Annotated in this window: 21 protein-coding genes and 4 tRNA genes; 19 read left to right on the top strand and 6 right to left on the bottom strand. The window is 55.9% G+C overall.

Going from position 1 to position 25,306, the window contains the following annotated elements; genetic code table 11:
• Positions 1-37 precede the first annotated feature (37 nt).
• The gene (locus tag BLR44_RS21785; RefSeq protein WP_089686123.1) at positions 38-2,335 is read left to right on the top strand and encodes an FG-GAP-like repeat-containing protein; all 2,298 of its coding nucleotides are present in this window, start codon (positions 38-40) and stop codon (positions 2,333-2,335) included.
• On the opposite strand, the gene BLR44_RS21780 is transcribed toward BLR44_RS21785, so the two are convergent.
• Both BLR44_RS21780 and BLR44_RS21775 read right to left on the bottom strand, forming a co-directional pair.
• Entirely contained in the window at positions 2,332-2,856 is a 525-nt protein-coding gene (locus tag BLR44_RS21780; protein WP_089686121.1) for a hypothetical protein, read from the bottom strand. The two genes, BLR44_RS21785 and BLR44_RS21780, sit on opposite strands and share 4 nt — an antisense overlap.
• 11 nt (positions 2,857-2,867) lie before the next feature.
• On the bottom strand, positions 2,868-3,770 hold the full coding sequence (locus BLR44_RS21775; protein ID WP_089686119.1) for an MBL fold metallo-hydrolase: 903 nt from the start codon (positions 3,768-3,770) through the stop codon (positions 2,868-2,870).
• A 277-nt stretch (positions 3,771-4,047) separates the two neighbouring features.
• On the opposite strand from BLR44_RS21775, the gene BLR44_RS21770 reads away from it, so the two are divergent.
• From BLR44_RS21770 to BLR44_RS21745, 6 genes are all read left to right on the top strand, one after another.
• Entirely contained in the window at positions 4,048-4,728 is a 681-nt protein-coding gene (locus BLR44_RS21770) for an SPOR domain-containing protein (protein ID WP_176956156.1), read from the top strand.
• A 149-nt stretch (positions 4,729-4,877) separates the two neighbouring features.
• A complete protein-coding gene (gene recJ / locus BLR44_RS21765; protein ID WP_089686117.1) occupies positions 4,878-6,620 on the top strand; it encodes a single-stranded-DNA-specific exonuclease RecJ in 1,743 nt (580 codons plus the stop codon).
• A 219-nt stretch (positions 6,621-6,839) separates the two neighbouring features.
• Positions 6,840-7,976 carry a Re/Si-specific NAD(P)(+) transhydrogenase subunit alpha gene (locus BLR44_RS21760; RefSeq protein WP_089686116.1) on the top strand — a complete coding sequence of 379 codons (1,137 nt, stop codon included), beginning with the start codon at positions 6,840-6,842 and terminating at the stop codon, positions 7,974-7,976.
• 136 nt (positions 7,977-8,112) lie between these two features.
• Positions 8,113-8,400 (top strand): NAD(P) transhydrogenase subunit alpha part 2, encoded by a 288-nt coding sequence (locus tag BLR44_RS21755; RefSeq protein WP_089686114.1) that lies wholly within the window; start codon positions 8,113-8,115, stop codon positions 8,398-8,400.
• A gap of 72 nt (positions 8,401-8,472) precedes the next feature.
• Positions 8,473-9,873, top strand: coding sequence for an NAD(P)(+) transhydrogenase (Re/Si-specific) subunit beta (locus BLR44_RS21750; RefSeq protein WP_089686112.1), 1,401 nt, complete (start codon positions 8,473-8,475; stop codon positions 9,871-9,873).
• A gap of 457 nt (positions 9,874-10,330) precedes the next feature.
• The gene (locus BLR44_RS21745) at positions 10,331-12,577 is read left to right on the top strand and encodes a choice-of-anchor D domain-containing protein (protein WP_176956155.1); all 2,247 of its coding nucleotides are present in this window, start codon (positions 10,331-10,333) and stop codon (positions 12,575-12,577) included.
• A gap of 75 nt (positions 12,578-12,652) precedes the next feature.
• On the opposite strand, the gene BLR44_RS21740 is transcribed toward BLR44_RS21745, so the two are convergent.
• From BLR44_RS21740 to BLR44_RS21725, 4 genes are all read right to left on the bottom strand, one after another.
• Entirely contained in the window at positions 12,653-15,274 is a 2,622-nt protein-coding gene (locus BLR44_RS21740) for a valine--tRNA ligase (RefSeq protein ID WP_089686108.1), read from the bottom strand.
• Between the two features lie 161 nt (positions 15,275-15,435).
• Positions 15,436-15,996, bottom strand: coding sequence for a ribosome recycling factor (gene frr, locus BLR44_RS21735; RefSeq protein WP_089686106.1), 561 nt, complete (start codon positions 15,994-15,996; stop codon positions 15,436-15,438).
• A 41-nt stretch (positions 15,997-16,037) separates the two neighbouring features.
• A complete protein-coding gene (gene pyrH, locus BLR44_RS21730) occupies positions 16,038-16,745 on the bottom strand; it encodes a UMP kinase (RefSeq protein WP_089686104.1) in 708 nt (235 codons plus the stop codon).
• 83 nt (positions 16,746-16,828) lie between these two features.
• Positions 16,829-17,329, bottom strand: coding sequence for an acyl-CoA carboxylase biotin carboxyl carrier protein subunit (locus BLR44_RS21725; RefSeq protein WP_089686102.1), 501 nt, complete (start codon positions 17,327-17,329; stop codon positions 16,829-16,831).
• A gap of 107 nt (positions 17,330-17,436) precedes the next feature.
• Between BLR44_RS21725 and BLR44_RS21720 the strand changes: the two genes are divergently transcribed.
• From BLR44_RS21720 to rplL, 12 genes are all read left to right on the top strand, one after another.
• Positions 17,437-20,010, top strand: a complete 2,574-nt coding sequence (locus BLR44_RS21720; RefSeq protein ID WP_089686099.1) for a M1 family aminopeptidase — start codon at positions 17,437-17,439, stop codon at positions 20,008-20,010.
• A 186-nt stretch (positions 20,011-20,196) separates the two neighbouring features.
• Positions 20,197-20,279 (top strand) — tRNA-Tyr (locus BLR44_RS21715).
• A gap of 60 nt (positions 20,280-20,339) precedes the next feature.
• Positions 20,340-20,412 (top strand) — tRNA-Gly (locus tag BLR44_RS21710).
• Between the two features lie 139 nt (positions 20,413-20,551).
• A tRNA-Thr gene (locus BLR44_RS21705) sits at positions 20,552-20,623 on the top strand.
• A 252-nt stretch (positions 20,624-20,875) separates the two neighbouring features.
• A complete protein-coding gene (gene tuf / locus BLR44_RS21700; RefSeq protein WP_089686097.1) occupies positions 20,876-22,063 on the top strand; it encodes an elongation factor Tu in 1,188 nt (395 codons plus the stop codon).
• A gap of 102 nt (positions 22,064-22,165) precedes the next feature.
• Positions 22,166-22,241, top strand: a tRNA-Trp gene (locus tag BLR44_RS21695).
• A 19-nt stretch (positions 22,242-22,260) separates the two neighbouring features.
• Positions 22,261-22,449: a preprotein translocase subunit SecE gene (gene secE / locus BLR44_RS21690; protein WP_089686096.1), complete on the top strand. Its 189-nt coding sequence runs from the start codon at positions 22,261-22,263 to the stop codon at positions 22,447-22,449.
• A 28-nt stretch (positions 22,450-22,477) separates the two neighbouring features.
• Positions 22,478-23,035, top strand: coding sequence for a transcription termination/antitermination protein NusG (nusG, locus tag BLR44_RS21685; protein ID WP_089686094.1), 558 nt, complete (start codon positions 22,478-22,480; stop codon positions 23,033-23,035).
• Positions 23,036-23,048: 13 nt separating this feature from the next.
• Positions 23,049-23,486 carry a 50S ribosomal protein L11 gene (rplK, locus tag BLR44_RS21680; RefSeq protein WP_089686092.1) on the top strand — a complete coding sequence of 146 codons (438 nt, stop codon included), beginning with the start codon at positions 23,049-23,051 and terminating at the stop codon, positions 23,484-23,486.
• 57 nt (positions 23,487-23,543) lie between these two features.
• A complete protein-coding gene (gene rplA / locus BLR44_RS21675; RefSeq protein ID WP_089686090.1) occupies positions 23,544-24,242 on the top strand; it encodes a 50S ribosomal protein L1 in 699 nt (232 codons plus the stop codon).
• A 2-nt stretch (positions 24,243-24,244) separates the two neighbouring features.
• Positions 24,245-24,778: a 50S ribosomal protein L10 gene (rplJ, locus tag BLR44_RS21670; RefSeq protein WP_089686087.1), complete on the top strand. Its 534-nt coding sequence runs from the start codon at positions 24,245-24,247 to the stop codon at positions 24,776-24,778.
• Between the two features lie 33 nt (positions 24,779-24,811).
• A complete protein-coding gene (gene rplL, locus BLR44_RS21665; protein ID WP_089686086.1) occupies positions 24,812-25,189 on the top strand; it encodes a 50S ribosomal protein L7/L12 in 378 nt (125 codons plus the stop codon).
• Positions 25,190-25,306 lie beyond the last annotated feature (117 nt).

Below are 25,306 nucleotides of genomic sequence, written 5' to 3'. Positions count from 1 at the left end.
AGAGTTATAGTTGAGGGAGACGCAAGATATGGATTGAATGAAACATTACGGATTATTATGTGGGTTTTGTCTGTTGATTTTCAGGCTGTCAGCGCAAGAATTGGCCTTTCGGCCCGAGAATTCGATTCCGGTCAGTAGCGGCGAAGATTCCCTCCGAAACGCCTGGGCGGGTGGCCTGAACAGCGCGCAATTTTCGCGCATTCGGCTGGACGATGATCCGGTAGAAGACCTTGTGGTTTTCGAGCGTTCGTCGGGAACCGTGCTGACTTTTCTGGCCGTTTCCGACGGTAATGGCGTTCGGTGGCGCTATGCCCCGGCGTACCAGTCGCTTTTTCCAGTGGTACGGAACTGGATGCTGCTGCGCGACTACGATGGCGACGGCATCCGCGACCTGTTTACCAACGAGTTTAGCGGCCCTTCGGTCTCGTTCAACATTACCGTGTACCGGGGCGAGCACAACGGCACGCGCCTGACCGGCTTCTCCAAGGTGCGGGACGTGTTGCGCTCGACGCATCCCCTCAGTTGTGTGCAAGACCGCGCCATTGCTCTGTTTCCCGACGATTTGCCCTCCGTCTATGACGTTGACGGCGACGGCGACCTCGACATTCTGTTATTTGGTTACGGGCGTAATTCGGCCGAGTGGTACCGGAACATGAGCGTAGAAACCACGGGTGGGCGCGAGGCGTTGGTGTTTGAGGGTGCAAGCGCTTACTGGGGGAATTTTATCGAACAGGGATGCACCGATTACACGTTCGAGTCGTATCCGGAGCCCTGCCTGGTGCAGCCCGAAAGCCCGCGGCCTTCCGACAAGGCTCCAACCCATCCGCCGTTGCCCCAGAACGTCGAGCACATTGGCTCGACCCTGACGTTGTTCGACCCCGACCGCGATGGCGTAGCGGATGCACTGGTGGGCGATGCCAGTTGCCGTAACCTGACGTTGCTGAAAAACACCGGGACTGCCTCCGCGGCGCAAATGACCTCGATCCTGACCAACTACCCGGCTGCCCATCCGGTCGACTTGGCCGAAATGCCGGCGGCTTTTGTAGAAGACATTACCCTGGACGGCCGCCCCGACCTTGTGGTGTCGACCAGCCTGCACAATGACGTGAACGGCGTGGTCGACTATCAGCGCAGCACCTGGTTGTACGAGGATACGGCTACGGGCGAACAACCCGCCAGCTTTGCGTACCGAACCGATGCGTTTTTGCAGCGCGAGATGATCGACGTGGGCACCGACGCTACGCCGGCGCTGGCCGACCTGGATGGCGACGGAGACCTGGATCTGGTCATCGGAAACGGAGGCAATGTGCAACCCGACGGGGCGTTGGCGTCGGGTTTGACGCTTTTCCGGAACGTGGGAACGGCAACGGCTCCTGTATTTCGGCTCGAAACGGACGACTGGCTGGCATTAACGGGGAACGAATGGGCTGGACTGACCCCTTATTTTGCCGACGTGAACGGCGACGGCGCCCTTGATCTGGTACTGACGATCTACGAATCGCCCCGGCAAAATGTGCGTTATCTGCCCAATGAGGCCCAGGCCGGTGCGCCTGCCGTTTTTAATCTGGCGTCTATGCAGCAATTGTCCCTTACCGCCACCTCGCGCGAGAGCCTGGCCTTTGCTGATCTGGACGGCGACGGCGATGTGGATGCCTTGATCGGGGAATATCCGGGGCGTCTACGCTACTACCGGAACGATGGAACCGCCACCGCCCCTGCGTTTGTGCTGGCGCAGGACAATGTCGCCGGCATCGGCGACAGTCTGGATTTCCTGCAACTGAAGGTAGTTTTGGCTGACGTGGACAACGATAGCCGGGTCGACCTGATGACCAGCGATCGCAGTGGCCGCCTCCTGGTCTACTCGGACATTGCACGCGAACTCGCGGGGCGGCCCGTACCTCAGAGCCGCCTCATTGCCAGCCCGTATGCCGATACGCTGGCTATTGCGCGCTTCGGGCAGCAGTACCTAGTGCCTGCCGTCGGTGACCTGGATGGCGATGGCAAGATCGACGTACTGGGGGGCACGCGCGCCGGCGGTGTGCACTACCTGCGTCAGACGACCGGCCTTCCTTCAGCAGCGCCGCCTTTGCTGGAGGCAGCGTCCGTGCGGGTGTATCCCAATCCGGTCCGGCAACAGTTGCAGATGGACGTGGCGGTGGCGGGTAGCTTCCGGGTGGTCGATGTGGCCGGACGCCTGGTGGTGCCGTATCAGCGTCTGTATGCCGAAAAAACCACAGTGCTTTCCACCGCCGCCTGGCGTCCGGGTGTGTACGTCTGGCAGTTCACGAGCGACGACGGGCGCGTGGCGACCCGCCGGCTGGTGCACGTTCCTTAATCGAGTTCCGGTCCTTCGGCACTCGCCTGTTGGTCGAGCCACAGCAGCCGGAGCGACAGGTGATAATCGGACCCGAAGGTGATGGCCCGAATCTCGTCTACGTCGTATTCGTAGTCGTAATCAGTATCAACCGTCCCGTCGGCCAGAATCATGTCGATCACCAGCGTATCGGCCGAGGCGTACGAAATTTTTCCGTAATACAGCCCCTCTTCGTCTTCTTCCTGAAACTCGAAAATGCCGTAACGGTCTTCGACCCATTGGAGCAGTTCGATCGTAGTGCCGAACGCAAAGCCTTCCGGCGGTTCGTCGGTTACGTTTTTCAGGCGTAGCACTTTTTCCACGCGGGCTTCGTGCTCGGAGTGGAGGCGTTGCTGCACAAACGATTTTTTGAACAGCTTGTAGCCGTCCACCACATAATCGGACGGGATGTAGTGCACGAGAATCCATTCGTCATTCTCGGCCAGTACCAGGCCGGTTTCCGGCTCTTCCCAGTCCTGGATCTGATACGTTTCTACTTTCATGGGAATAACGCTTAGTTGACTTCGGTTTTAGGTTGATACTTCCGCCAGTAGCGGAAAAGCCCTTCGACACTCATCCACGACGGATTGGCGGCTTCGTATTGCGCGAGCACTTCCTCGTCGGTGACGCCCTGGTCGCGCAGTTGCTGGCGTACGTACGCCTGAAATTCCGGCACCACTTCGGCGGCCGTTCGTCCCGCTTCCCACGGAATGCGCATCCAGGCGGCCCAGTCGATCAGGCGAGTTTCCAGTTCGTCCAGGTGGGCCAAAGGGTCGTCGATACGCCCGAAGTGCGTAAGGTACAGTTGGCGCGGCGCCAGTTCGCGCAGGCACCGGATCGAATCGCGCCAGTGCTCAATGTCGATGTCGGGCGGGGGGCATGGCGGCACCACGGGCCCGTTGGCGATGCGTACGCCGGCCACGTCGCCGGTCAGCACCACGTCGTCGTATTGCCAGGCGATGTGGTGCGAGGCGTGCCCCGGCGTGTAGTGGGCGCGCAGTTCCACTTCGCCGAAACGCAGGAGGGCGTTATCGGCTACCGCATGCAGTTGCGCTTCCGGAATGGCCCGCATCTCTCCCCACAAGCGGTCCATGTCGTCGCCGTAAATCCGTTGTGCGGACTGCATGAGCCGCGAAGGGTCGGCCAGGTGAGGCAGCCCGACCGGGTGGACCCAGACCGTAGCGCCGTGTTGGGCCAGTGCCCAGGCCGCCCCTGCGTGATCCAGATGAATGTGGGTGAGCAGCACGTGCTGAATGTCGGCCAGTTGAACGTGGTGCTGAGCCAGGGCCTGTTCCAGTGCCGGTAAGGTGGAGTGAGGGCCGCTTTCGATCAGGATGGGGCCTTCGGCGGTGGAAATCAGAAACGAGGCGATGGTGTGGTCATGGCCCAGGAAACGTAGGTCGAGTGGGTGGATCATGCGTGATTCATAAGGATGAGTTTCAACGGCTTTCGCCCCTAAGGTAAGCACCTTACTACAAAAAAGCGGATCGCACTCCCGCCGATTTTCCGGTGTGCCTCCTGATGCTGCAAACGTTAGTTTTTGTGACGAAACGCAGGCGGAATTCCCAATCGGTCAGCCTCTTGCGTAAAACTTGCTGCCACTGGCGCAGGGCCGTGGGCGCGTGGTCAGGTTATTCCTCGCGGTCGCTCTATCTTGGAGGCGCTAACGAAGGATTATCACCTAATACGCCACTATGAAAAAAGTTGTGCTGATACTCGGGCTCATCGTGATGGCCGGTAACGTGAACGATGCATTTGCCCAGAAGAGCAAAAAGAGCGACAAGAAAGAAGCGAAAGAGTGGGCCAAGAAGCAGAAGAGCATGGACCCGCTGGAGTTTAAAGAGTTGATGGAAGAGCGTGACAAGGCTGTTTCGGACACCGAGAAATTGCGGTCGTCTGTGATGCAACTGCAAAAGCAACTGGACCAGGCCACCGTCGAAAACTCGAACCTGAAAGGGCAACTGGCCGAAAGTAAAGCCAAAGCCTTGGCAACGCCGCCTTCTACCGAGCGCAAAGCTGCCGCCCAGCACGGGGTGGCGCCGGTCGACGGGCTGGTCTTCAAGGTGCAGATCGGGGCCTTTAAAAATAAAAACCTGAGCAAATACTTCGAGAACCATCCCAATTTCGGAGGCGAACAGGATTCCGACGGCACGCAGCGCGTTACGCTGGGGCAGTTTGCGGAGTATTGGGAAGCCGATACCTTTAAAAAATACCTGCGCGAGATGGGCGTGAAAGACGCGTGGATCGTGGCGTACCGCAACGGCGATCGCATCGCCATGCAGGAAGCCCTGGAGGCAGCAGGTCCGGCCCCGGCCGCGAAAAAGGCGCCGAAACCGCAGATTTCGACCGTTCCCGACGAAGGAAGCGGGTGGTAAAAGTCGGCAGGAAGCTTGCCGCGTAAGAAAAATACAAAAGAGGCGTGTTCCCCCGGGGAGCGCGCCTCTTTTGCGTCAGGTGAGAAGGACGTAGGCTCCCGGCCGAAAAGCTGTTCTCTTTTCCCGGGAAGGTTCGTTATTTTGTGGTTATGGAGAAACGATGGTCTTATCGCCCGACACCATCTTCAGAGCAGGTGGAGCGGCTCTCGCGAGCCATTCATGTAAACGAAACCTTGGCGTGTCTGCTGATTCAGCGCGGCATCACGACGTTCGACGACGCCAAAGACTTTTTCCGGCCCTCGCTGGACGACCTACACGATCCTTTTCAGATGTGCGGCATGCACGAGGCGGTGCAGCGTATGACGGTCGCCATGCAGGAGAAGCGCGAAAAGATCCTGATTTACGGCGACTACGACGTAGACGGTACCACGGCCGTGTCGTTGGTCTATTCGTTTCTGCGGAACCTCCATCCCGACATCGATTACTACATCCCGGACCGCAAGCAGGAAGGCTATGGCATTTCGGACCAGGGCATTGCCTATGCCCTGGAGCGGGGGGTGACCTTGATCATCACCCTGGACTGCGGGACCAAAGACCTGGAAAAAATCAAAAAAGCGCGCCGTCAGGGAATCGACTTCATCGTTTGCGACCATCACGAACCCGGCGACCAGTTGCCCGAGGCGGTGGCGGTCCTCAACCCGAAACGCGCCGACTGTCCCTACCCTTTTGTGGAACTGTCGGGCTGTGGCATTGGCTTCAAGTTGCTGTCGGCCTACTGCGTGCGGCACGGCGTTCCTCTGCAGGCGCTGTACCGCTACCTCGACATGCTGGCGATCAGCATTGCGGCCGACATTGTGCCGATCACCGGCGAGAACCGGATTCTGGCCCATTGGGGCATGCGGAAAATGCTGGAAGATCCCTGCCTGGGCATCCGGAAGCTGCTGGCTGCTGCCGGCCACTTTCCCGACGAACGCAGCGGCCAGTATACCCTGAACATCAGCAACGTTGTGTTTGTGGTCGCACCTCGCCTCAACGCCGCCGGACGCATGGCGCACGCACGCCTGGTGGTCGAACTGCTGACCGCCACCGACGAACAGGAGGCCGAGCGCATCGCCAACCTGCTGGAACTCCGCAACACCGAACGCCGCGACTACGACACGCAGCAGACACAGCAGGCGATGGACATGATTGCGGAAGAAGAAGACATCACGGAAGAGACCAATACGACCGTGCTGTATCACGAAGCGTGGCACAAAGGAGTGGTGGGCATCATGGCTTCGCGTTGCGTCGAGAAGTACTACCGCCCGACGGTCATCCTGACCAAATCGAACGGATCGCTGACCGGCTCGGCCCGCTCGGTCGATGGGTTCGACCTCCATGCCGCGCTGAACGAGTGCGCCGACCTGCTGGAGAAATTCGGGGGTCACCAACAGGCCGCCGGGCTGACGCTTTCGCCCGACAAACTGGACCAGTTTCGGTTGCGGTTCGAGGAGATCGTGACGCGCCGCCTGACGCCGGAACAGAAAATTCCCCTTTTTGAGATCGACTGCGAACTCAACTTTGCCGACATCACGCCGAAGTTCTGGCGGGTGCTGAAGCAGTTCGCCCCGTTCGGTCCGGGCAACATGAACCCGTTGTTCGTCACCCGTCAGGTCGTCGACGCCGGCTGTGTCCCGGTCGGAGCTAAGATTGTGCCGCCGCCGCACCTCCGTTTCCGGGTGCAGCAACAGGACTCGCCGGTGATGGAGGGTATTGGTTTTGGACTGGCGCATTATTACCCGCGCATTGCCGACGGTGAGCCGTTCCAATTGTGCTACACGTTGGAAGAGAACCACTTCCGTGGGCAAACGCGTCTCCAGTTGCAGGTGAAAGACGTGAAGTTTGACGACTGAGTAATCCGTATTTCTTCCGAATAATCTTTCGCAAAAGTCCGCCTTTGACGCGGGAGCTTCTACCGTTGGCGGGCGGGACGGCGATTCTATTTGCGAAATCTCTGCGGTTTTCGTTTCCGATTTATGTAAAAACATTCACCTTTACAGCGTGTAAAGGGCTGGTTTTCAAATCAGCCCGGAAATTCTCATATTGACGACCTACCCAAACCGCACGGAACCTTGAAAATCGCTGTACCCAAGGAAACAAATGCTATCGAACGCCGCGTCGCCCTAACCCCCGACGCAGTCAAAACTCTCCTCAAAAAAGGCTTTACCTGCGACGTAGAAGCAGGAGCCGGTGTCAACTCTTACTTTCTGGATGAAGCGTATCAGGACGCGGGTGCCACGATCCGCTCCGATGCGGCCAGCCTCTACGCCGAGGCCGACGTGGTGGTCAAAGTCAACGCCCCGACGGTCGAAGAAGTGGCGTTGATGAAGCCAGGCTCCATCCTGATTTCCTTTTTGTATGCCTACACCATTCCCGACGTAGTCGAGGCCCTCAACGCGAAGAACATCAGCGCGTTCAGCATGGATGCGGTGCCGCGCATTTCGCGGGCGCAGAAAATGGACGCGCTTTCATCGCAGGCCAACCTGGGTGGTTACAAGGCCGTGCTGCTGGGCGCCAACGCACTGGGCAAAATCTTCCCCTTGATGATGACCGCCGCCGGCACCATTACGCCTGCCAAGGTGATGATCTTTGGGGCTGGTGTAGCGGGGCTGCAAGCCATTGCAACGGCCAAACGCCTGGGTGCCGTGGTGGAAGTGACCGACGTACGTCCGGAAACCAAGGAGCAGGTCGAATCGCTCGGCGGGCGATTTCTAGAAGTGGAAGGAGAGGGCATCAAGACCGAAGGCGGTTACGCCCGCGAAGTCTCGGCCGAATACCTCGCCAAGCAGAAGGAGATGGTCTCGAAGCACGTAGCCGACGCCGACCTGGTGATTACAACCGCGCTCGTGATTGGAAAAAAAGCGCCGATGCTAGTGACGGAACCGATGGTCAAGTCCATGCGGCCCGGTTCGGTCATTGTCGACATGGCGGTGGCGTCCGGAGGAAACTGCGAATTGAGTGAACGTGACCAGACGGTCGTGAAGCACAACGTGACCATCATCGGAGAGTCGAACCTGCCGGCGCTGTTGCCGCTCCATGCCAGCGAACTCTACGCCAAAAACATCCTCGCGCTGCTGTTCCACCTTGCCGACGACCAAGGCTTTAAGTGGGAAATGGACGAGGAGGTCACCAAAGGCTCGCTCATCACGAAAGACGGCGAACTGGTGCACGCGTTCACCAAAGAAATCCTGGCCAAAACCGTGAGCTAAGGCGGCACTACGCGACCAATCCGGCAAACTGTTTAATCATATTTTCTGGCGAAGCACAATGCGGCCGCGGCCGTTCTCAGGAGGCCACGCTGCGATCACTTCTTCACCCATTCACAAAACCACTTACCCGAACTGTATGTCTACCGAAAATCTACTGGTTCTGTTTTATGTGCTGGTGCTGGCCAGCTTTGTCGGCTTCGAGCTGATTTCCAAAGTCCCGCCGACGTTGCACACGCCGCTGATGTCCGGCTCCAACGCCATTTCCGGGATCACCATTGTGGGCGCGATGATCTGCTGCGGACCGCAGGAAGGTTCGCTGGCCAAATGGCTGGGCATTGCCGCGTTGCTGCTGGCGACGATCAACGTGGTAGGAGGGTATGTGGTGACCGACCGCATGCTCCAGATGTTCAAGAAGAAAAAATAACCCCACCTTGCCTTTCTGCGACCTTCCCGGTTTGCGCACCCAATCACTTCACTAACCAAGCACACTCTCCCCGTGGATCGAGATCTCATTATTAAAATAGCCTACCTGCTGGCCTCGGTGCTGTTCATTGTCGGCATCAAGCGCCTCGGCAAAACCAGTACTGCCCGCGAGGGCAACCTCTATTCGTCGGTAGCCATGCTCATCGCGGTGCTGGCCACCCTGCTGGACCGCGAAGTGGTCAGCTACATCGAAATTTTTGTGACCATCCTGATCGGCTCCGCCATCGGGATTTACGCCGCCCGGACCGTCGCCATGACGGCCATGCCCGAAATGGTCGCCATTTTCAACGGCTTCGGTGGTGCGGCCTCCGTCTTGGTGGCGGCCTCGGAATACTGGCGCTACCTTAGCGCGGCCGATACCTCGATGCCGACGACCGTGGGCGTGACCATTGCGCTGTCGGTCATCATCGGTGCGGTGACGCTCACCGGCTCGTTCATTGCCTTCGGCAAACTGAAGGGCTTTGTGAACGGCGGGGCGGTGACCTATCCGGGACAGCATGCGCTGAACGCCGTGCTGGCGCTGGCCATGGTGGCCTCGGCTGCGATGATGGTGATCTACCCCAATAACCAACTGTGGATGCTGATTACGCTGGGCATCGCCCTGCTGCTGGGCATCCTGACGGTAATTCCGATCGGAGGGGCCGACATGCCCGTCGTGATTTCCTTGTTGAACTCGTATTCGGGGATTGCGGCCTGTGCGACGGGTTTTGTCCTGAACAACCAGGTGCTGATCATCTCGGGGGCGCTGGTCGGTGCTTCGGGGCTGATTCTGACGCAAATCATGTGTAAGGCCATGAACCGCTCGCTCGTCAGCGTCTTGCTCGGTGGCTTCGGGCAGGAAGGCGGTGGGGCCAGTGTCAGCGGAGCCGGTGGGCAGGAGATGGTCGTGAAAGAGGTGGGCTCCGAAGAGGCCGCCATGATTTTCGATTCGGCGTCGTCGGTGATCATCGTGCCGGGCTACGGCATGGCGGTGGCGCAGGCGCAGCACATTGTTCGCGAAATGGCCGATCTGTTGGAAAAAAAGGGCGTCAACGTGCGCTACGCCATTCACCCGGTGGCAGGACGGATGCCCGGCCACATGAACGTGCTGCTGGCCGAAGCCAACGTGCCCTACGACAAATTAGTGGAGATGGAGGCAATCAACGACGACTTCGCGAATACCGACGTCGCCCTGGTGATCGGTGCAAACGACGTGGTGAACCCCGCCGCCCGCTACGACAAAAGCAGCCCGATTTACGGAATGCCGATCCTCAACGCCGACAAAGCCCGTACGGTCATCATCAGTAAACGCAGCATGGCATCCGGGTACGCCGGAATCCAGAACGAGTTGTTCGGTTATGATAATGCGCTGATGCTGTTCGGCGACGCGAAGAAAAAGATGACGGAAGTGGTCGGCGAACTGAAAGAGATGTAAACCGACTCATATTCCCATACAAAACGCCCCGTTTCACGCCTGAAGCGGGGCGTTTTGCGTTTAGGACAGGCATTCGCTTTCACCCGCAAAAGGAAGCCATTCGTCTAAAACGCGGCATAGGCATTACGGGGAGGAAACGGGTTGGACTAGGTGTAATAATTTAGGGTAAAAGGTGTTATGGATTCGAGCTTCTCAGGCGATTACCGAAGCGAGGGCAGGGGTTACCCAGTTGGATTTTTAGGTTAACCGAGTAAGAAATAAGGACTAATTCGTCGAAACTGTATTTGAATTTTCCCGGCGCGTAGTAGTTTTGGTGTAAGTAGGCGTGGCTGGGAGCCCTTGCGGTAATGTCAAACCCATCGGGAATGCGTTTGACATGGGCAACAACAGCGGCGCTGATACGATTGCGCTAGTCTTCAACCACATAGAAACAAATCCGAATTACATCCTTACGCTGATGAAGCAAAACGTATGCTTTGCCCTGGCCTTTTGTGCAGGCATTATCCCGTCTGTCAGAGGGCAGGCGACTACGGCAGATCCGTCTGTCGTTCGTAGTGCCCTGGCGGCGCAAGCGGTCTACATCGAAGCTGAGCCGGCCGTTCGGGCCACGCCCGACGCGTTTCCGGTCGAGGGCAATGCCCTGGCTGCACCGGCGCTTCAGTGGCCCACCGCCGACTTTATTTTTAGCGGCGTACGCTCGACCACAAGTTCATCCCAGCAGGTGGTGCTGAAAAATACGGGGGACGGACCGTTGCAACTTTCCAAAATCGCGCTCGAAAGTGGCAGCGATTTCCGGGTAACGCAGGTGCCTTCGTTGCCCTACACGCTGGCGGCCGGCGAGCAACTGGTGCTTCAGGTGGCTTTCACGCCCAAGAAGGTAGGTTCCTTAAGCGACCGGTTGCAGGTGAGTAGCAACGATCCGGCTCAACCCCTAGCGAATGTCTACTTGTACGGTCTGGGAACCGCCGGGGAGCAAGGCGGCAAAGAGCCTTCGCTGCACAACATCGTGACCACGCTGGGTTACAAGATCGATGTGGGCGGAACCGCGTTGATTCTGGAAACGGGTCCGTCTGCCATTGGCGATGAGGTGCTCGAACCCCTTTTTGAAAAAGCTGCGGACGGCCCGGTTACCATAAAGCCGGTGGCGCGCTATTCGCCCGACGATCTGCTGGACTATGGTTATTACCTGCCGGGAACTACGCCCACGCCCAAGAAGGTGAACACCATCGCGCTCGATCAGGAGCAGACGTTGATGCCTGCCGTGTTGACCGATGCGTTTACGTTCGAACCGGGGAAGGCGGCGTTCGGCTTTTACGTAGGAGCTACCAGTTACGCCGGTTACAATACTTATACGGAAGATAAACTCAACACCACTTCGCCGCTGTCGCATTCGGTACGGATTTATCCATTGAAAAATCGCGAAGGCGTTGCGGTGCCGCACAGCTATCTGGTGGCGATGGAACCCGCTGCCAACGGCGACTACCAGGATTACGTGTTTGTGGTCGCGAACGTGAAGCCCTACCGCGAGAACACCGAGCCCACGCCGCCACCGCCCGCTCCCGACGGAGGCTTGATGACCAAACTTGCGTCTACCAGCAGCTTGAAATACGAAGAAGCGGTGCTGAACGTAGGCGTGCAGCATTATACCGACCGGGATCGTCATGCTGTTACTTCGCTGCCCGAAGCCCTCAAAGGTGCTGAGTTTGTGAAAACGGCGAACGACGACAAAAACAGCTCCGATGCCGCCCTGATTTCGTTCACGCTGACGGCAAAAGCAACGGTGTATGTCGCTTACGATCCGCGCGGGTGGAGACTGCCCGCCTGGTTGAACAATTGGGAAAAAGTGACGGAGCGCCTCGGCACGACCGACCCCAGCATCAATGCCTTCGACCTGTACAAACAGACGTTTCCGGCGGGGACTGTGACGTTGGGTGGCAACCTGGCGAGTCCGGCACAAGGCGCCCGCACCAACTACCTCGTCGCAGCGATTCCGGCCGAAGACGTGGTGGAGCCTGAACCGCAGCCATCGCTGTACGAAGCAGAAAACGCGCAAGTGGTAGGCGGGACCGTCTCGTCCAAACACGCCGGTTACAGTGGTGAAGGTTTTGTGGACTACCTGCACGCTTCCAACGATTACATCGCCTGGGAGGTAGAACGCGCGGCCGCAGGCACGTACCAACTGGCCTTTCGGTATGCACACGGCGGCAGCGATACACGTGCGATGCGCCTTGTGGTCAATGGTACCGTCGTAACAGGCAGCCTGGCGTTTGAGCCGACCGGCGACTGGGGCCTCTGGACGAAGATCAGCCTGAACGCACCCCTGAACAAAGGAAAAAATACGATTCAACTGGTAGCAGCAGGTAGGAGTGGTCCTAACGTCGATTACCTGGAAGTGACCGTTCCTGGCGAAGCACGCGTGCTGCCTCAGACTGCGGTCGCTGCCTCAGTCCCCGCTACGATGGATGTGTATCCGAACCCGGCGGCGCAGGCCGTAACGCTGACGTTTGCGACAGAACAGGCCGAAGCGGTCGACGTGCAACTGATCAACGCCCGGGGCCAGCAGGTGATGCAACAGCAGTATCAGGCGACCCAAGGGTTGAACCAACTGCAACTCCCGGTTGCGACGCTGAAGAACGGCATGTATGTGCTGTTGCTCCGGAGCCAGGCGGGTGTGCAGACCAAACGGATCATCATCAGCCGTTAACGTCTTTTAACCTTTATAAAAAAAGCCGGTCTGGTGTACACCAGACCGGCTTTTTAAGTTATAAGCGATGAAGGGCTACTGCAACGCAGCCAAGTTTTCTTCCAAGGATTTGATCTTGGCTTCTGCATCGGCTTTCTTCTGGCGTTCTTTCTCTACCACGTCCGGCTTCGCGTTTTGCACAAAGCGCTCGTTAGAGAGTTTCTTATCTACCCCTACCAGAAAACCCCGCAAGCGAGTCAGCTCTTTTTCGACATTCTCGCGCTCTTTCTCCACGTCAATCTGTTCGGAAAAAGGGACGAACAACTCATCGGTCTTGACAATGAACGACAGTGCGTTTTCTACTTTTTCGGTTGTGAACTGAAACGCGCTCAGGTTCGCCATTTTGGTTAGCACCGCTTCCCATCCCTGGTAACGGGCGGGATTGTCCGTACGGACGTACAGCGCCAATGCCTCCTTCGGTGAGAGGCCTTTGCTGCTGCGTAGGTTCCGTACCTGCGTGATGATCTCCAGCACCGGCTCCGAGTCGGTCAGCCATTCAGTTTCTACTGCTCCGGCTTCAGGCCAGGGTGCAATGCACACGCAGTCATCTTGCGGCCGTTCGCGAACGGCATGCCACAACTCTTCCGTGATAAACGGCATGAACGGATGCAGCAGCTTCATCAGCGTTTCAAAGTAGCCCAGGGTCGTTTCATAAGTCGCCCGGTCGATGGGCTTGCCATATTCCGGCTTGATCATCTCCAGGTACCACGAGCAGAAATCGTCCCACGTCAACTTGTACACGGTCATCAGCGCGTCGGACATCCGATACTCCGCAAACTGACCTTCCAATTGCTGCATAGCGGCGTTCAACTTGGCGTTGAACCAGCGGATAGCCGTGTCGTTGCCCGCTTCCGCTTCGCCGTCGTGGATCTCCCAGCCTTCGATCAGGCGGAAGGCATTCCAGATTTTGTTGCAGAAGTTACGTCCCTGTTCCACCAGTTTCTCGTCGAACAGGAGGTCGTTGCCCGCGGGTGAGGAGAACAGCATACCTGTGCGTACACCATCGGCGCCATACTGCGCGATCAGGTCCAGCGGATCGGGTGAGTTGCCCAGTTGTTTTGACATCTTCCGGCGCTGCTTGTCACGCACGATGCCCGTCAGGTACACATTTTTGAAGGGCCGTTCGCCCCGGAATTCAAACCCGGAGATGATCATCCGCGCTACCCAGAAGAACAGAATTTCCGGCGCGGTGACCAGATCGTTGGTCGGGTAATAGTAATTGATGTCGTCGTTGTCGGGCTTGACGATCCCGTCGAACACCGTAATGGGCCACAGCCACGACGAGAACCACGTGTCGACCACGTCGGGGTCCTGCCGCAGATCGGCCAGCGTCAGGGTGGCGTCCTGTTCCTGCGCGAGCTTGAGTGCTTCGGCTTCGGTTTCGGCTACGATAAACTCGCCGTTAGGGAGGTACCACGCCGGGATGCGCTGGCCCCACCAGAGTTGCCGCGAGATGCACCAGTCGTGGACGTTTTCCATCCAGTGACGGTAGAGGTTCTTGAACTTGTCGGGAATCAGCCGTATGTCGTCTTCCATTACCGCCTTCAGGGCCGGTGCCGACAGGTCTTTCATCCGCACGAACCATTGTTGTGACAAGCGCGGTTCGATCACCGCATTGGTCCGTTCCGAGAACCCCACGTTGCTCGTGTAATCCTCGACCTTTACCAGAAAGTCTTGCGCCTCCAGGTCTTTCAGAATGGCTTTCCGGGCGGCAAAGCGATCCATGCCGACGTAGAGCTGCGCCTCCGGATTCAGCGTGCCGTCTTCGTTCAGAATGTCGATGACCGGCAACTGGTGTTTCAGCCCCAGTTCGTAGTCGTTCGGGTCGTGCGCCGGCGTGATCTTCAAACAGCCCGTTCCGAATTCCATCGAAACGTACTCGTCCTGAATGATCGGGATGGCGCGTCCTAGGAGGGGAATCAGCGCACGTTTGCCGTGCAGGTGCTTGTAGCGCTCGTCATCCGGGTGCACGCAGATGGCGGAGTCGGCCATGATGGTTTCCGGACGCACGGTCGCAATCGTCACAAACTCACCCGCTTCGCCTTCGATCGGGTAACGCAGGTAACAGAGCTGCGAAGCAACTTCCTTGTGGTTTACCTCTTCGTCCGAAACGGCGGTGCGGCCCTCCGGGTCCCAGTTGACGAGGCGCACGCCCCGGTAAATGTAGCCCTTGCGGTACAGGTCGACGAACACTTTGGTCACCGACTCGATCATCACGTCTTCCATCGTGAAGCGTGTCCGACTCCAGTCGCACGAAGCGCCCAGTTTTTTGAGCTGTTCCAGAATGATGCCGCCGTATTTGTGCGTCCATTCCCAGGCATGTTCCAGGAACTTCTCCCGGCCGATGTCGCGCTTGTCGATCCCCTGGCTTTTCAGCAATGCCACCACTTTGGCTTCGGTCGCAATGGAGGCGTGATCTGTGCCGGGAACCCAGCACGCTTCCTTGCCTTCCATGCGCGCTTTGCGGATGAGCACGTCCTGGATGGTATTGTTCAGCATGTGTCCCATGTGCAAAACACCCGTCACGTTGGGTGGCGGGATCACAATGGTATAGGGCGCTTTGTCTGGATTCGGTTTCGATTCGAAAAACTTCTGGTCCAGCCAGTATTGGTACCACTTTGCTTCGACGTCGGAAGGGTCGTAGGTTTTGGGCAGCATTGAATTCGCGGGAATAATGAAAAATCACGTATAACAGGACCGCAAAGGTACTATTTTCAGAAGACCTGCGGAGAGGAGGGGCGGGGTACCGGCGGCGCACCCGGCACAAAAAAAGCCTCGACGGGCGAGGCTTTTCTGATACGGAACCGAAGACCGTTTTCTCAAACCGTCATGATTTCTTTTTCTTTCTGTGCGTACACCTCGTCGATGGTGCTCACGTACTTGTCCGTTAGCTGTTGCACGCGATCTTCACCGCGCTTTACGGCATCTTCCGGAGCACCCTCTTTCTGCAATTTTCTCAGGGAGTCGTTGGTGTCTTTCCGAATGGAACGGATCGAGATTTTCCCGTTTTCGATGTCGTTTTTAACCTGGCGGAGCAGATCGCGGCGGCGCTCTTCCGTCAGCGGCGGGATGTTGATCCGCACAAGGTCGCCATCGTTAATGGGGTTCAGCCCCAGGTCGCTGTTGCGAATGGCGTTGACGATCAGCCCCAGCGTATTTTTATCGAACGGCTTGATGGCCAACGTGCGGGCATCGGGTGTCGTAACGGAAGAAACCTGGTTGAGCGGCGTAGGCGCGCCGTAATAATCGACACGGATGTCGTCTAACATGTTGGGCATGGCCTTGCCGGCTCTGACTTTGGACAATTCCTGGCGCGTGTGCAATACGGCCTTTTCCATCAGTTCCTGGGCTTCCTCCAGGTATAAATCTATCTCTTCCATGAAAGTTATATAAGAATTGGGTGTATGCGAATAGAATACGGTTACATGGTAACAAGGGTGCCGACATCTTCGCCTTCCACGATCCGGTGCAGGTTGCCGGGCTTGTTAAAATCGAATACGATGATGGGCAAATCGTTCTCTTTGCAGAGGGTAAACGCCGTCATATCCATGATATTGAGTCGTTTTTCGTAAACCTCCTGAAAAGAGATGCTGCGGTAGCGCGTAGCGGCCGGATCTTTCTCGGGATCGGCTGTGTAGATGCCGTCGACCCGGGTGCCTTTCAAAACTACATCGGCTTCGATTTCCACGGCGCGCAGGCTGGCCGTAGAGTCGGTGGTGAAATACGGGTTACCGATGCCCGCACCGAAGATGACGATGCGTCTTTTCTCCAAGTGACGTACGGCTCTGCGGCGGATGAACGGTTCGCAAACCTGCTCTACTTTGATGCCCGACATGAGGCGGGTAATCAGGCCGGCGTTTTCGAGGGCGCTTTGCAGGGCCATGGCGTTGATCAGCGTAGCCAGCATGCCCATGTAGTCGCCCTGCACCCGGTCGATGCCCGTGCCTTCGGAGTCGACTCCCCGGAAAATGTTGCCGCCGCCGATGACGATGGCAATTTCGACGCCCATTTCTGAGACACGCTTGATTTCGGACGCGTACTGACTGAGGGTCGCCGGATCGATGCCGTACTGTTTTTTACCCATCAGGGACTCGCCGCTAAGCTTTAACAGGATTCTTTTGTATTTCATGCAGTAAGGAAAGAGGGATGATCGTACCCGAAAGTGGCGCAAATATAGCATAAAACCAGAGGGGCGTGCGCCGAATAGAGCCTTTAGGCAAACCGGATGAGCACTTCGTTCTTCTCGACCGTTTGCCCCTGGACCACCGCCAGGGCGCTGATGGTCCCTTCGCCCGGCGATTTGAGTACGTTTTCCATCTTCATGGCTTCCAGAATGAGCAACGGGTCGCCCTTCTTGACCGCTTGGCCCACTTCTACCGAGATTGTCAGGATCAGGCCCGGCATGGGCGCTTTGATTTCGCTCAGTTGCGCGCTGGCCCCTTTTTGCAATCCCATGCTGGCCAGGAGTTGGTCCAGTTCGTCCTGTACCTGTGTTTCGTACAGGCGACCGTTGACCCGGATCTGAAACGTTTTGTCGGCCGCGCTGCGCTGTACCACTTCAACCTGGTAGGAGCGGTGCTGGTAGAGCACATGGAAACGGCCTTCGCCCAGCGCCGTGATGTCTGGCGAAGCCGTTGCTTCGGGGGCAGTGGCGTCGGTTCCGTCCGGCTGGATTTTAAACTTAGAATGCTGATTTACGGTAACTTCGTACATTATTAGCTTACCTTAACGTTAACGGGGAGGGACCGGCGGCCGAGAAAAGCGCAGAAAACGGTAACTCCTGACTTTACATGCGTAGCAAAGTAGACACTTATTTTCGAATGACTAAAACGGTTCGCGTTTTCCTGTTGCTGCTGGTTGTGTCCAGTGCCTGTTCATCGTTCAAGAAAACTACGGTGACAGCGCCCCCCGCGCCCGATACCACCGCCGTGGCCGATCTCGGCATCATCGAAGATTCGGTGGAAGAAGTTGCCGTGCCGCCCCGCCCGGCCGAGCCGGTTTACCCGTACCGTGCCGAAGAGCCCCGGACATTTGACCTGATTCATACGCGTCTGGAGGTCAGTTTCGATTGGGCGAAGCAGTACCTGCATGGCGAAGCCGAGCTGACCCTTTCGCCCTGGTTCTATCCGCAAAGCACACTGGCGCTCGATGCACGCGGCTTCGATCTGCATTCCGTGCAACTCATTACCGACACCAGCGAGCGGCCGCTTACCTACGACTACGACGGCGAAAAAATCACGATTCAGCTGGAGCGCTCGTATGCCCGAACCGACACCTTTCAGGTGATGATCGTCTATACCGCGAAGCCCAACGAACTGCCCGAAGGCGGAAGCGCGGCCATCACCTCCGACAAAGGCCTCTATTTTATCAATCCGCTGGGGACCGACCCGGACAAGCCGCAGCAAATCTGGACCCAGGGCGAGACCCAGGGAAGCCGTTGCTGGTTCCCGACCATCGACCAGCCGAACGAGCGGTGCACGCAGGAGATGTACATCACTGTCGACGACCGTTTCAAGACGCTCTCGAATGGGTCGCTCATCTATTCCCAATCGAATGCCGACGGCACCCGCACCGACTATTGGTCGCAGGAGTTGCCCCATGCGCCTTACTTGTTTATGATGGCGGTCGGGGAGTTTGCCGTGGTAGAAGACGAGTGGCGCGATCTGGATGTCAACTATTACGTAGAGCCGAAGTATGCCGCGCATGCCAAGGCCGTGTTTGGCGATACGCCTGCCATGATGGAGTTTTTCTCGCAAAAGCTGGGCGTCGACTATCCGTGGGCGAAGTATGCGCAGGTGGTCGTACGGGAGTACGTGTCGGGCGCGATGGAAAACACGTCGGCCTCGGTATTTATGGACGATCTCCAGCTTACCACGCGTGAAACGCTCGACACCGACTGGGATTTTATCGTCGCCCACGAGTTGTTTCACCAGTGGTTCGGCGATCTGGTCACGTGCGAATCGTGGTCGAACCTAGCGCTGAACGAAGGGTTTGCCAACTATTCGGAGTACCTATGGGCCGAGCACGAGCACGGACGCGACGCCGCCGACTACAGCGGACTGAGCGAGAAGATGCAGTACCTATCCGAGGCGCAAACCAAGCAGGTGCCCATCATCCGGTACCATTATGCCGACCGCGAAGATATGTTCGATTCGCACTCGTACGCCAAAGCGGGCCGGGTCATTCACATGCTGCGCAAGTACGTGGGCGACGAAGCTTTCTTTGAGTCCCTGCGCACTTACCTTACCCGTTATCAGTTCCAGTCCGTCGAAATCAACAACCTGCGGTTGGTGTTCGAAGAGGTGACCGGCCAAGACCTCAATTGGTTCTTCAACCAGTGGTTTCTGCAACCCGGGCATCCGCAGTTGCGTGTGCAGCACACCTTTTCGGGCGATTCGCTGCGCGTGAAGGTCTGGCAGGAACAGGACACCACCCAATCGCCGGTGTTCCGCCTTCCGCTTGCTTTGGAGGTGTGGATGGGCGATCAGCCGTTAGAGCTACCGATTGAGATCGAGAAAAGCTATCAGGAATTTACGTTCCGGCTACCCTCGGCTCCGAATCTGGTGTTGTTCGATGCCGAACAGCAGCTGTTGGGCACGGTAGAGCATCAGAAGACGACGGATGAGTTGATCTTTCAGTACCTGCACAGCGACAAGTTTGAGCCGCGCTACGAAGCGCTGGACCAGCTTCAGTCAGGGACCAACCGCCCGCAGATTGCAGATATGATGGAGCGGGCCCTGCACGATCCGTTCTGGGCACTGCGCGAACAAGCGCTAAATTACTTCAGTAACGTAGACGAAGCCAGCTTTGCCGCGATCCGGCCCACCATCCGCCAGCTAGCGCTAGACGACACCGTTTCGTCGGTAAGAGCCACGGCGCTGGAAACCCTCGCTTCGTTCGAGAACCCTGCGGATCAGTCGCTTTTCCGCGAAGCCCTGCAAGACCGCTCCTACATGGTGATTGCCGCTGCGCTGACCGCTTACGTAGAAAGTGGGGCGTCCGACGTAGTACAGGTAGTACAGCCTTTTCAGAAAGAGGACAATGAGCACATCGTCAACTTTCTGGCCGACTATTACGCGCAGGAAGCTCAACCGGAGAATTTTACTTGGTTCCAGAAACAACTGGCTACCCGGCCTGCACAAATGCGTTACCTATTGGCTCAGTACTTGGGGCAATACCTGATGAACGTACCCGATACTACGCTTCAACAAGAAGGGATCGATCTGCTGGCTTCATTGGCACGCGCCGATGCTAACGAGTACGTGCGCCTGTCGTCTTACCAAGCGTTGGGCCTGTTGGTAGAAACCTCCGATGCAGTTGCGCCGTTGCGGCGACAGATCAAAGAGGAAGAAGCCAGTGAACGCCTGAAGCGGTTGTACGAATTTATGCCCTAATCTTTCGGCGGCTTCCCGGAAGGAGGAGCCTTTTGCTTGCCATACGGAGTGTTGAAAGAAGAATCTATTTTTTTGCAACAGGGATTTGATAATCCCAGAAATGCTCATACTTTTGCATCTCTTTTGAAAAAGCGCTTATCACGAATCGGCTTACAGGGCCGATTTTTGCGCTAAACAAGTTCAGTTGGGGAGATACCAAAGTGGCCAACTGGGGCAGACTGTAAATCTGCTGTCTTATGACTTCGAAGGTTCGAATCCTTCTCTCCCCACCTTATTTCGCTCGTTGTTTTGTTGGAAAGCGAGGGTTGACTGTAGAGAGCGAAATGCAAGCGGGAGTAGCTCAGTTGGTAGAGCGACAGCCTTCCAAGCTGTAGGTCGCGGGTTCGAGCCTCGTCTCCCGCTCTTTTATTATCTCTTCAGTCGAGAAGCGGCTGGTTAGATAGCAATCAGAGCGACAGCCTTTCAGGCTGTAGGTCGCGGCGGGGCGGCCCGTGCCGTTCGAGCCTCGTCTACCGCTCTTTTTTTCCCTTTAGGGGAAGCTGCCGACGTAGCTCAGTGGTAGAGTACTTCCTTGGTAAGGAAGGGGTCGTGGGTTCAAATCCCATCGTTGGCTCAACAGCGCGAGTTATTGTTTCGGCAAAGCGCTATTCGGTAGAAGAGACGAGGAATGGAGCAGGGCGAAGAACTTCTAGCGATTGACTTACGATGTTTCCGTTCAGCAGCTTTGTGTGCAAGGCTGCTATTGGTACATACAAAATGAAGGCCTGTCCTTCCGCGCTATGTTGAGTTCGTAGAGCTTAAGGCATACGCGTAAATTATCACAAGTACAATTTTCAATTTAATAACCTAACCATAGTTTTCAGACATGGCTAAAGAAACCTTCGATCGTTCCAAGCCGCACGTTAATATTGGTACGATCGGTCACGTTGACCACGGTAAAACAACTCTGACGGCGGCTATCACGAAGGTGCTTGCCGAGAAGGGTTTGGCATCAATGCGCGACTTCTCTTCGATCGATAACGCACCCGAAGAAAAAGAACGTGGTATCACCATCAATACTTCACACGTTGAGTATCAGACGGAAAATCGTCACTACGCGCACGTTGACTGCCCTGGTCACGCTGACTATGTAAAGAACATGGTAACGGGTGCCGCTCAGATGGACGGTGCTATTCTGGTAGTAGCCGCCACGGATGGACCTATGCCCCAAACCCGTGAGCACATCCTGCTGGCACGTCAGGTAGGTGTACCTGCGCTGGTCGTGTTCATGAACAAAGTCGACATGGTCGATGATGAAGAGCTTCTGGAACTGGTAGAAATGGAAGTGCGTGAACTTCTGAGCTTCTACGAATTCCCAGGCGACGACATTCCGGTAATCCAAGGCTCGGCCCTGGGTGCTCTGAATGGTGAAGAGAAATGGGTGAAGACGGTAGTCGAACTGATGGATGCCGTTGATAGCTACATTCCGTTGCCCGAGCGTCTGGTTGATCTGCCGTTCCTGATGCCGGTCGAAGACGTGTTCTCGATCACAGGTCGTGGTACTGTTGCTACAGGTCGTATCGAGCGTGGTGTCATCAACTCGGGTGATCCGGTTGAGATCCTGGGTATGGGTGCTGAAAACCTGAAGTCGACTGTAACAGGTGTGGAGATGTTCCGCAAGATTCTGGACCGTGGCGAAGCGGGCGATAACGTAGGGCTCCTGCTCCGCGGTATTGAAAAGACTGACATTCGTCGCGGTATGGTAATCTGTAAGCCTGGTTCTGTAACGCCTCACAGCGAGTTCAAAGCCGAGGTGTACGTTCTGTCAAAAGAGGAGGGTGGTCGTCATACACCGTTCTTTAACAAATACCGTCCGCAGTTTTACCTGCGTACCACCGACGTTACCGGGGAGATCATGCTGCCCGAAGGCGTAGAAATGGTAATGCCGGGTGACAACATCACAATCACTGTGAAGCTTATCAACACAGTGGCCATGGAGAAAGGTCTTCGTTTCGCGATTCGCGAAGGCGGCCGGACCGTGGGTGCAGGGCAGGTAACAGAGATCCTGAAATAATTTAGCGAAAACTTATCAAAAGCGTCCCTGAAAACCTCGGGGACGCTTTTGTTTGCAACGCAAAAATCCCTATCTTTGCAGTCCCTTTTTCGGGGAGGCTGTACGGGTGTAGCTCAATTGGTAGAGTAGCGGTCTCCAAAACCGTTGGTTGGGGGTTCGAGTCCCTCCTCCCGTGCCAACACAAATCATGTGATACAGTGAAAAAACTGACCAATTTTGTGAAGGAGTCGATCGAAGAGGTGCGTTACCGGGTAACGTGGCCGAAGTTCGACAGTTTGCAGCGTGATACGCGCCTGGTGTTAGTAGCGTCAATTATTTTTTCGCTTGTCATCTGGGCAATTGATTTTGTGTTCGAAAATCTGATGAAGGTTATTTATAACCTGTAATCGAACCATCAAAAACTATCCAGTAATAATGGCGGAACTCAAGTGGTATGTAGTACGGGCAGTTGCCGGGCAGGAAAAGAAAGTAAAAACCTACCTGGAAAACGAAATCGCCCGGCAGCACCTGGAGGAAGTTGTGCCTGAAATTCTGATTCCTTCCGAGAAGGTCTATGAGATTCGGAATGGAAAAAAACGTGTGCGAGAGCGGAGCTTTTTTCCAGGGTACATCATGATTCAGGCCGACCTGAGTTCTGGTGAAACCACGCACGTAATCACAAGCATCCCCGGCGTTATTGGGTTCTTGGGTTCAAACGAAGGTGGTGCCGACAAGGTGCCAGTCCCGCTGCGACCCCAGGAAGTGAACCGCATCCTGGGTAAGGTAGACGAGACCGAAGGAGTAGAAGAGCAGCTGAATACGCCGTTCATTGTAGGGGAGACCATCAAAGTGATGGACGGTCCGTTCAACGGTTTCTCGGGTACCGTAGAGGAGGTTTTTGAAGAACGGAAGAAGCTGAACGTGATGGTGAAGATCTTCGGACGTAACACCCCGGTCGAGCTGAACTATTATCAGGTAGAAAAACAACAATAGTAATAAGAGCGAAATGGCTAAGGAAATAAGCGGCTACGTTAAGCTGCAGGTAAAAGGAGGACAAGCCAATCCGGCGCCGCCCATTGGTCCTGCATTGGGGGCTAAAGGGGTAAACATCATGGAGTTCTGCAAGCAATTTAACGGTCGCACGCAGGACAAGCAAGGCATGGTGTTGCCTGTGGTCATCACGGTTTATAAAGATAAGTCTTTTGATTTTATAATCAAGACTCCTCCTGCGCCGGTCTTGTTGATGGAAGCCGCCAAGCTGAAGTCAGGGTCGGCAGAGCCAAACCGGAAAAAAGTGGGCTCAGTTACATGGGATCAGGTTCGTCAGATTGCTGAAACCAAAATGCCTGACTTGAACGCGTTCAAAGTAGAGTCTGCCATGAAAATGGTAGCAGGTACGGCGCGCAGCATGGGCATCACTGTGACGGGCGACGCGCCGTTCTAATCTCTTTATTCTAAAGCTTGGGGCGGGCCAAACGCTCAACCCACATCACACAAGATTATGGCTAAGCTAACAAAGAAACAGAAGGCCGCTCGCGAAAAAGTGGATAGCAGCAAGAGCTATGCGCTGCTGGATGCCGCTGCCTTGGTCAAAGACATCAACTATACAAAATTCGACGCTTCCGTAGACGTAGACATCCGTTTGGGTGTTGATCCTCGGAAAGCTGATCAGATGGTGCGTGGAGTAGCCACTTTGCCGCATGGTACGGGTAAAACTGTACGGGTATTGGCACTGTGCACACCGGATAAAGAGGAAGAGGCCCGTGCGGCAGGCGCTGACTACGTGGGTCTGGATGAGTTCATTCAGAAGATCGAGCAAGGCTGGACCGATGTGGATGTGATCATCACCATGCCTACCGTAATGGCTAAAGTAGGACGCTTGGGCCGTATCCTCGGTCCGCGTGGCCTGATGCCTAACCCTAAGTCGGGTACGGTAACGATGGACATTGGCAAAGCGGTGGGTGAAGTGAAAGCCGGTAAGATTGACTTTAAAGTCGACAAGTACGGCATCATCCACGCCAGTGTAGGAAAGGTTTCGTTCGAGCCCCAGAAACTTGCGGATAATGTTCAGGAACTGATGAATGTTATCACGAAGCTGAAGCCCTCTTCTGCCAAAGGAACTTACTTGCGCTCGGTGCATTTGTCCAGCACCATGAGCCCTGGAATTACTATTGATAAAGCTAGCATAGCCGGAATCTAATCATGACACGCGAAGAAAAAGCCAGCATCATTGAAGAGTTACGTGAAAAGTTTTCGAACTTCAACTACTTCTATGTAACCGACGCCTCCGGCATGTCCGTGGCGCAGATCAACGACTTTCGGCGGGCCTGCTTTGAAAAGGGGATTGAGTACAAAGTGTACAAAAATACCCTGGTTAAAAAAGCATTGGAGGACCAAGAAACCGACTACTCGGAATTTGATGATGTTCTGAAAGGTTTCTCAGGAATTATGTTCTCTCCTGAGGCAGGCAACGTTCCCGCTAAATTGCTTAAGGACTTCTACAAGAAGAACGGTAAGCTGGAAAAGCCTGTACTGAAAGCCGCTTCCATCGACCAAGCGTTGTACATCGGCGCTAATCAATTGGATGCCCTTACCAGTGTTAAATCGAAGCAGGAACTTATTGCCGACGTAGTCGCACTCCTACAATCGCCGATGAAAACTGTGCTTTCTGGCCTGACAGGCAGTGGCCAAAAGATCGTCGGTATTCTTAAAACCCTTTCCGAAAAGGAATCATAACCCTTGTTTAATCATTATTAAAGTAGCACTAAGATGGCAGATTTGAAATCGATCGCGGAACAGTTGGTAAACCTGACTGTGAAGGAAGTAAATGAGCTGGCCACTATTCTGAAGGACGATTACGGCATTGAACCTGCCGCCGCGGCCGCTGTTGTAGCAGGACCAGCCGCAGCCGCCACCGAAGAGGCCGCTGCCGAGAAGACTAGCTTCGACGTAGTACTGAAAGCCGCTGGCGCCAGCAAACTGGCAGTCGTTAAACTGGTGAAAGAACTCACTGGTCTTGGCCTGAAAGAAGCAAAAGAACTCGTTGATAGCGCTCCTAAGCCTTTGAAAGAAGGTGTAGCGAAAGATGAGGCAGATGCGCTCAAGAAACAGTTGGAAGAAGCTGGTGCTGAAGTCGAAGTAAAATAAAGCTTCTCCCCTTTACCGAGTTTATTCCGAAAGTAGGCCTGGCTTTCCGTCAGGTCTTTTCCTGTTTGTACCTAGTGGTGTCTTTTTGACAAACACCTCCTTTCGGTCGGAACTAAT

The sequence above is a fragment of the Catalinimonas alkaloidigena genome, assembly GCF_900100765.1.
Lineage (GTDB): Bacteria > Bacteroidota > Bacteroidia > Cytophagales > Flexibacteraceae > Mooreia > Mooreia alkaloidigena.
This window is presented reverse-complemented; position numbering and strand designations above follow the sequence as displayed.

Bases quoted from the DNA above. Each gene is read 5' to 3' on its own strand.
- BLR44_RS21745 (WP_176956155.1), top strand. From the start codon at position 10,331: ATGAAGCAAAACGTATGCTTTGCCCTGGCCTTTTGTGCAGGCATTATC.
- BLR44_RS21720 (WP_089686099.1), top strand. From the start codon at position 17,437: ATGACTAAAACGGTTCGCGTTTTCCTGTTGCTGCTGGTTGTGTCCAGT.
- tuf (WP_089686097.1), top strand. From the start codon at position 20,876: ATGGCTAAAGAAACCTTCGATCGTTCCAAGCCGCACGTTAATATTGGT.
- nusG (WP_089686094.1), top strand. From the start codon at position 22,478: ATGGCGGAACTCAAGTGGTATGTAGTACGGGCAGTTGCCGGGCAGGAA.
- rplA (WP_089686090.1), top strand. From the start codon at position 23,544: ATGGCTAAGCTAACAAAGAAACAGAAGGCCGCTCGCGAAAAAGTGGAT.
- recJ (WP_089686117.1), top strand. From the start codon at position 4,878: ATGGAGAAACGATGGTCTTATCGCCCGACACCATCTTCAGAGCAGGTG.
- BLR44_RS21775 (WP_089686119.1), bottom strand. From the start codon at position 3,770: ATGATCCACCCACTCGACCTACGTTTCCTGGGCCATGACCACACCATC.
- rplJ (WP_089686087.1), top strand. From the start codon at position 24,245: ATGACACGCGAAGAAAAAGCCAGCATCATTGAAGAGTTACGTGAAAAG.
- BLR44_RS21725 (WP_089686102.1), bottom strand. From the start codon at position 17,329: ATGTACGAAGTTACCGTAAATCAGCATTCTAAGTTTAAAATCCAGCCG.
- frr (WP_089686106.1), bottom strand. From the start codon at position 15,996: ATGGAAGAGATAGATTTATACCTGGAGGAAGCCCAGGAACTGATGGAA.
- BLR44_RS21785 (WP_089686123.1), top strand. From the start codon at position 38: ATGAAACATTACGGATTATTATGTGGGTTTTGTCTGTTGATTTTCAGG.
- BLR44_RS21740 (WP_089686108.1), bottom strand. From the start codon at position 15,274: ATGCTGCCCAAAACCTACGACCCTTCCGACGTCGAAGCAAAGTGGTAC.
- rplL (WP_089686086.1), top strand. From the start codon at position 24,812: ATGGCAGATTTGAAATCGATCGCGGAACAGTTGGTAAACCTGACTGTG.
- pyrH (WP_089686104.1), bottom strand. From the start codon at position 16,745: ATGAAATACAAAAGAATCCTGTTAAAGCTTAGCGGCGAGTCCCTGATG.
- BLR44_RS21780 (WP_089686121.1), bottom strand. From the start codon at position 2,856: ATGAAAGTAGAAACGTATCAGATCCAGGACTGGGAAGAGCCGGAAACC.
- rplK (WP_089686092.1), top strand. From the start codon at position 23,049: ATGGCTAAGGAAATAAGCGGCTACGTTAAGCTGCAGGTAAAAGGAGGA.
- BLR44_RS21770 (WP_176956156.1), top strand. From the start codon at position 4,048: ATGAAAAAAGTTGTGCTGATACTCGGGCTCATCGTGATGGCCGGTAAC.
- BLR44_RS21755 (WP_089686114.1), top strand. From the start codon at position 8,113: ATGTCTACCGAAAATCTACTGGTTCTGTTTTATGTGCTGGTGCTGGCC.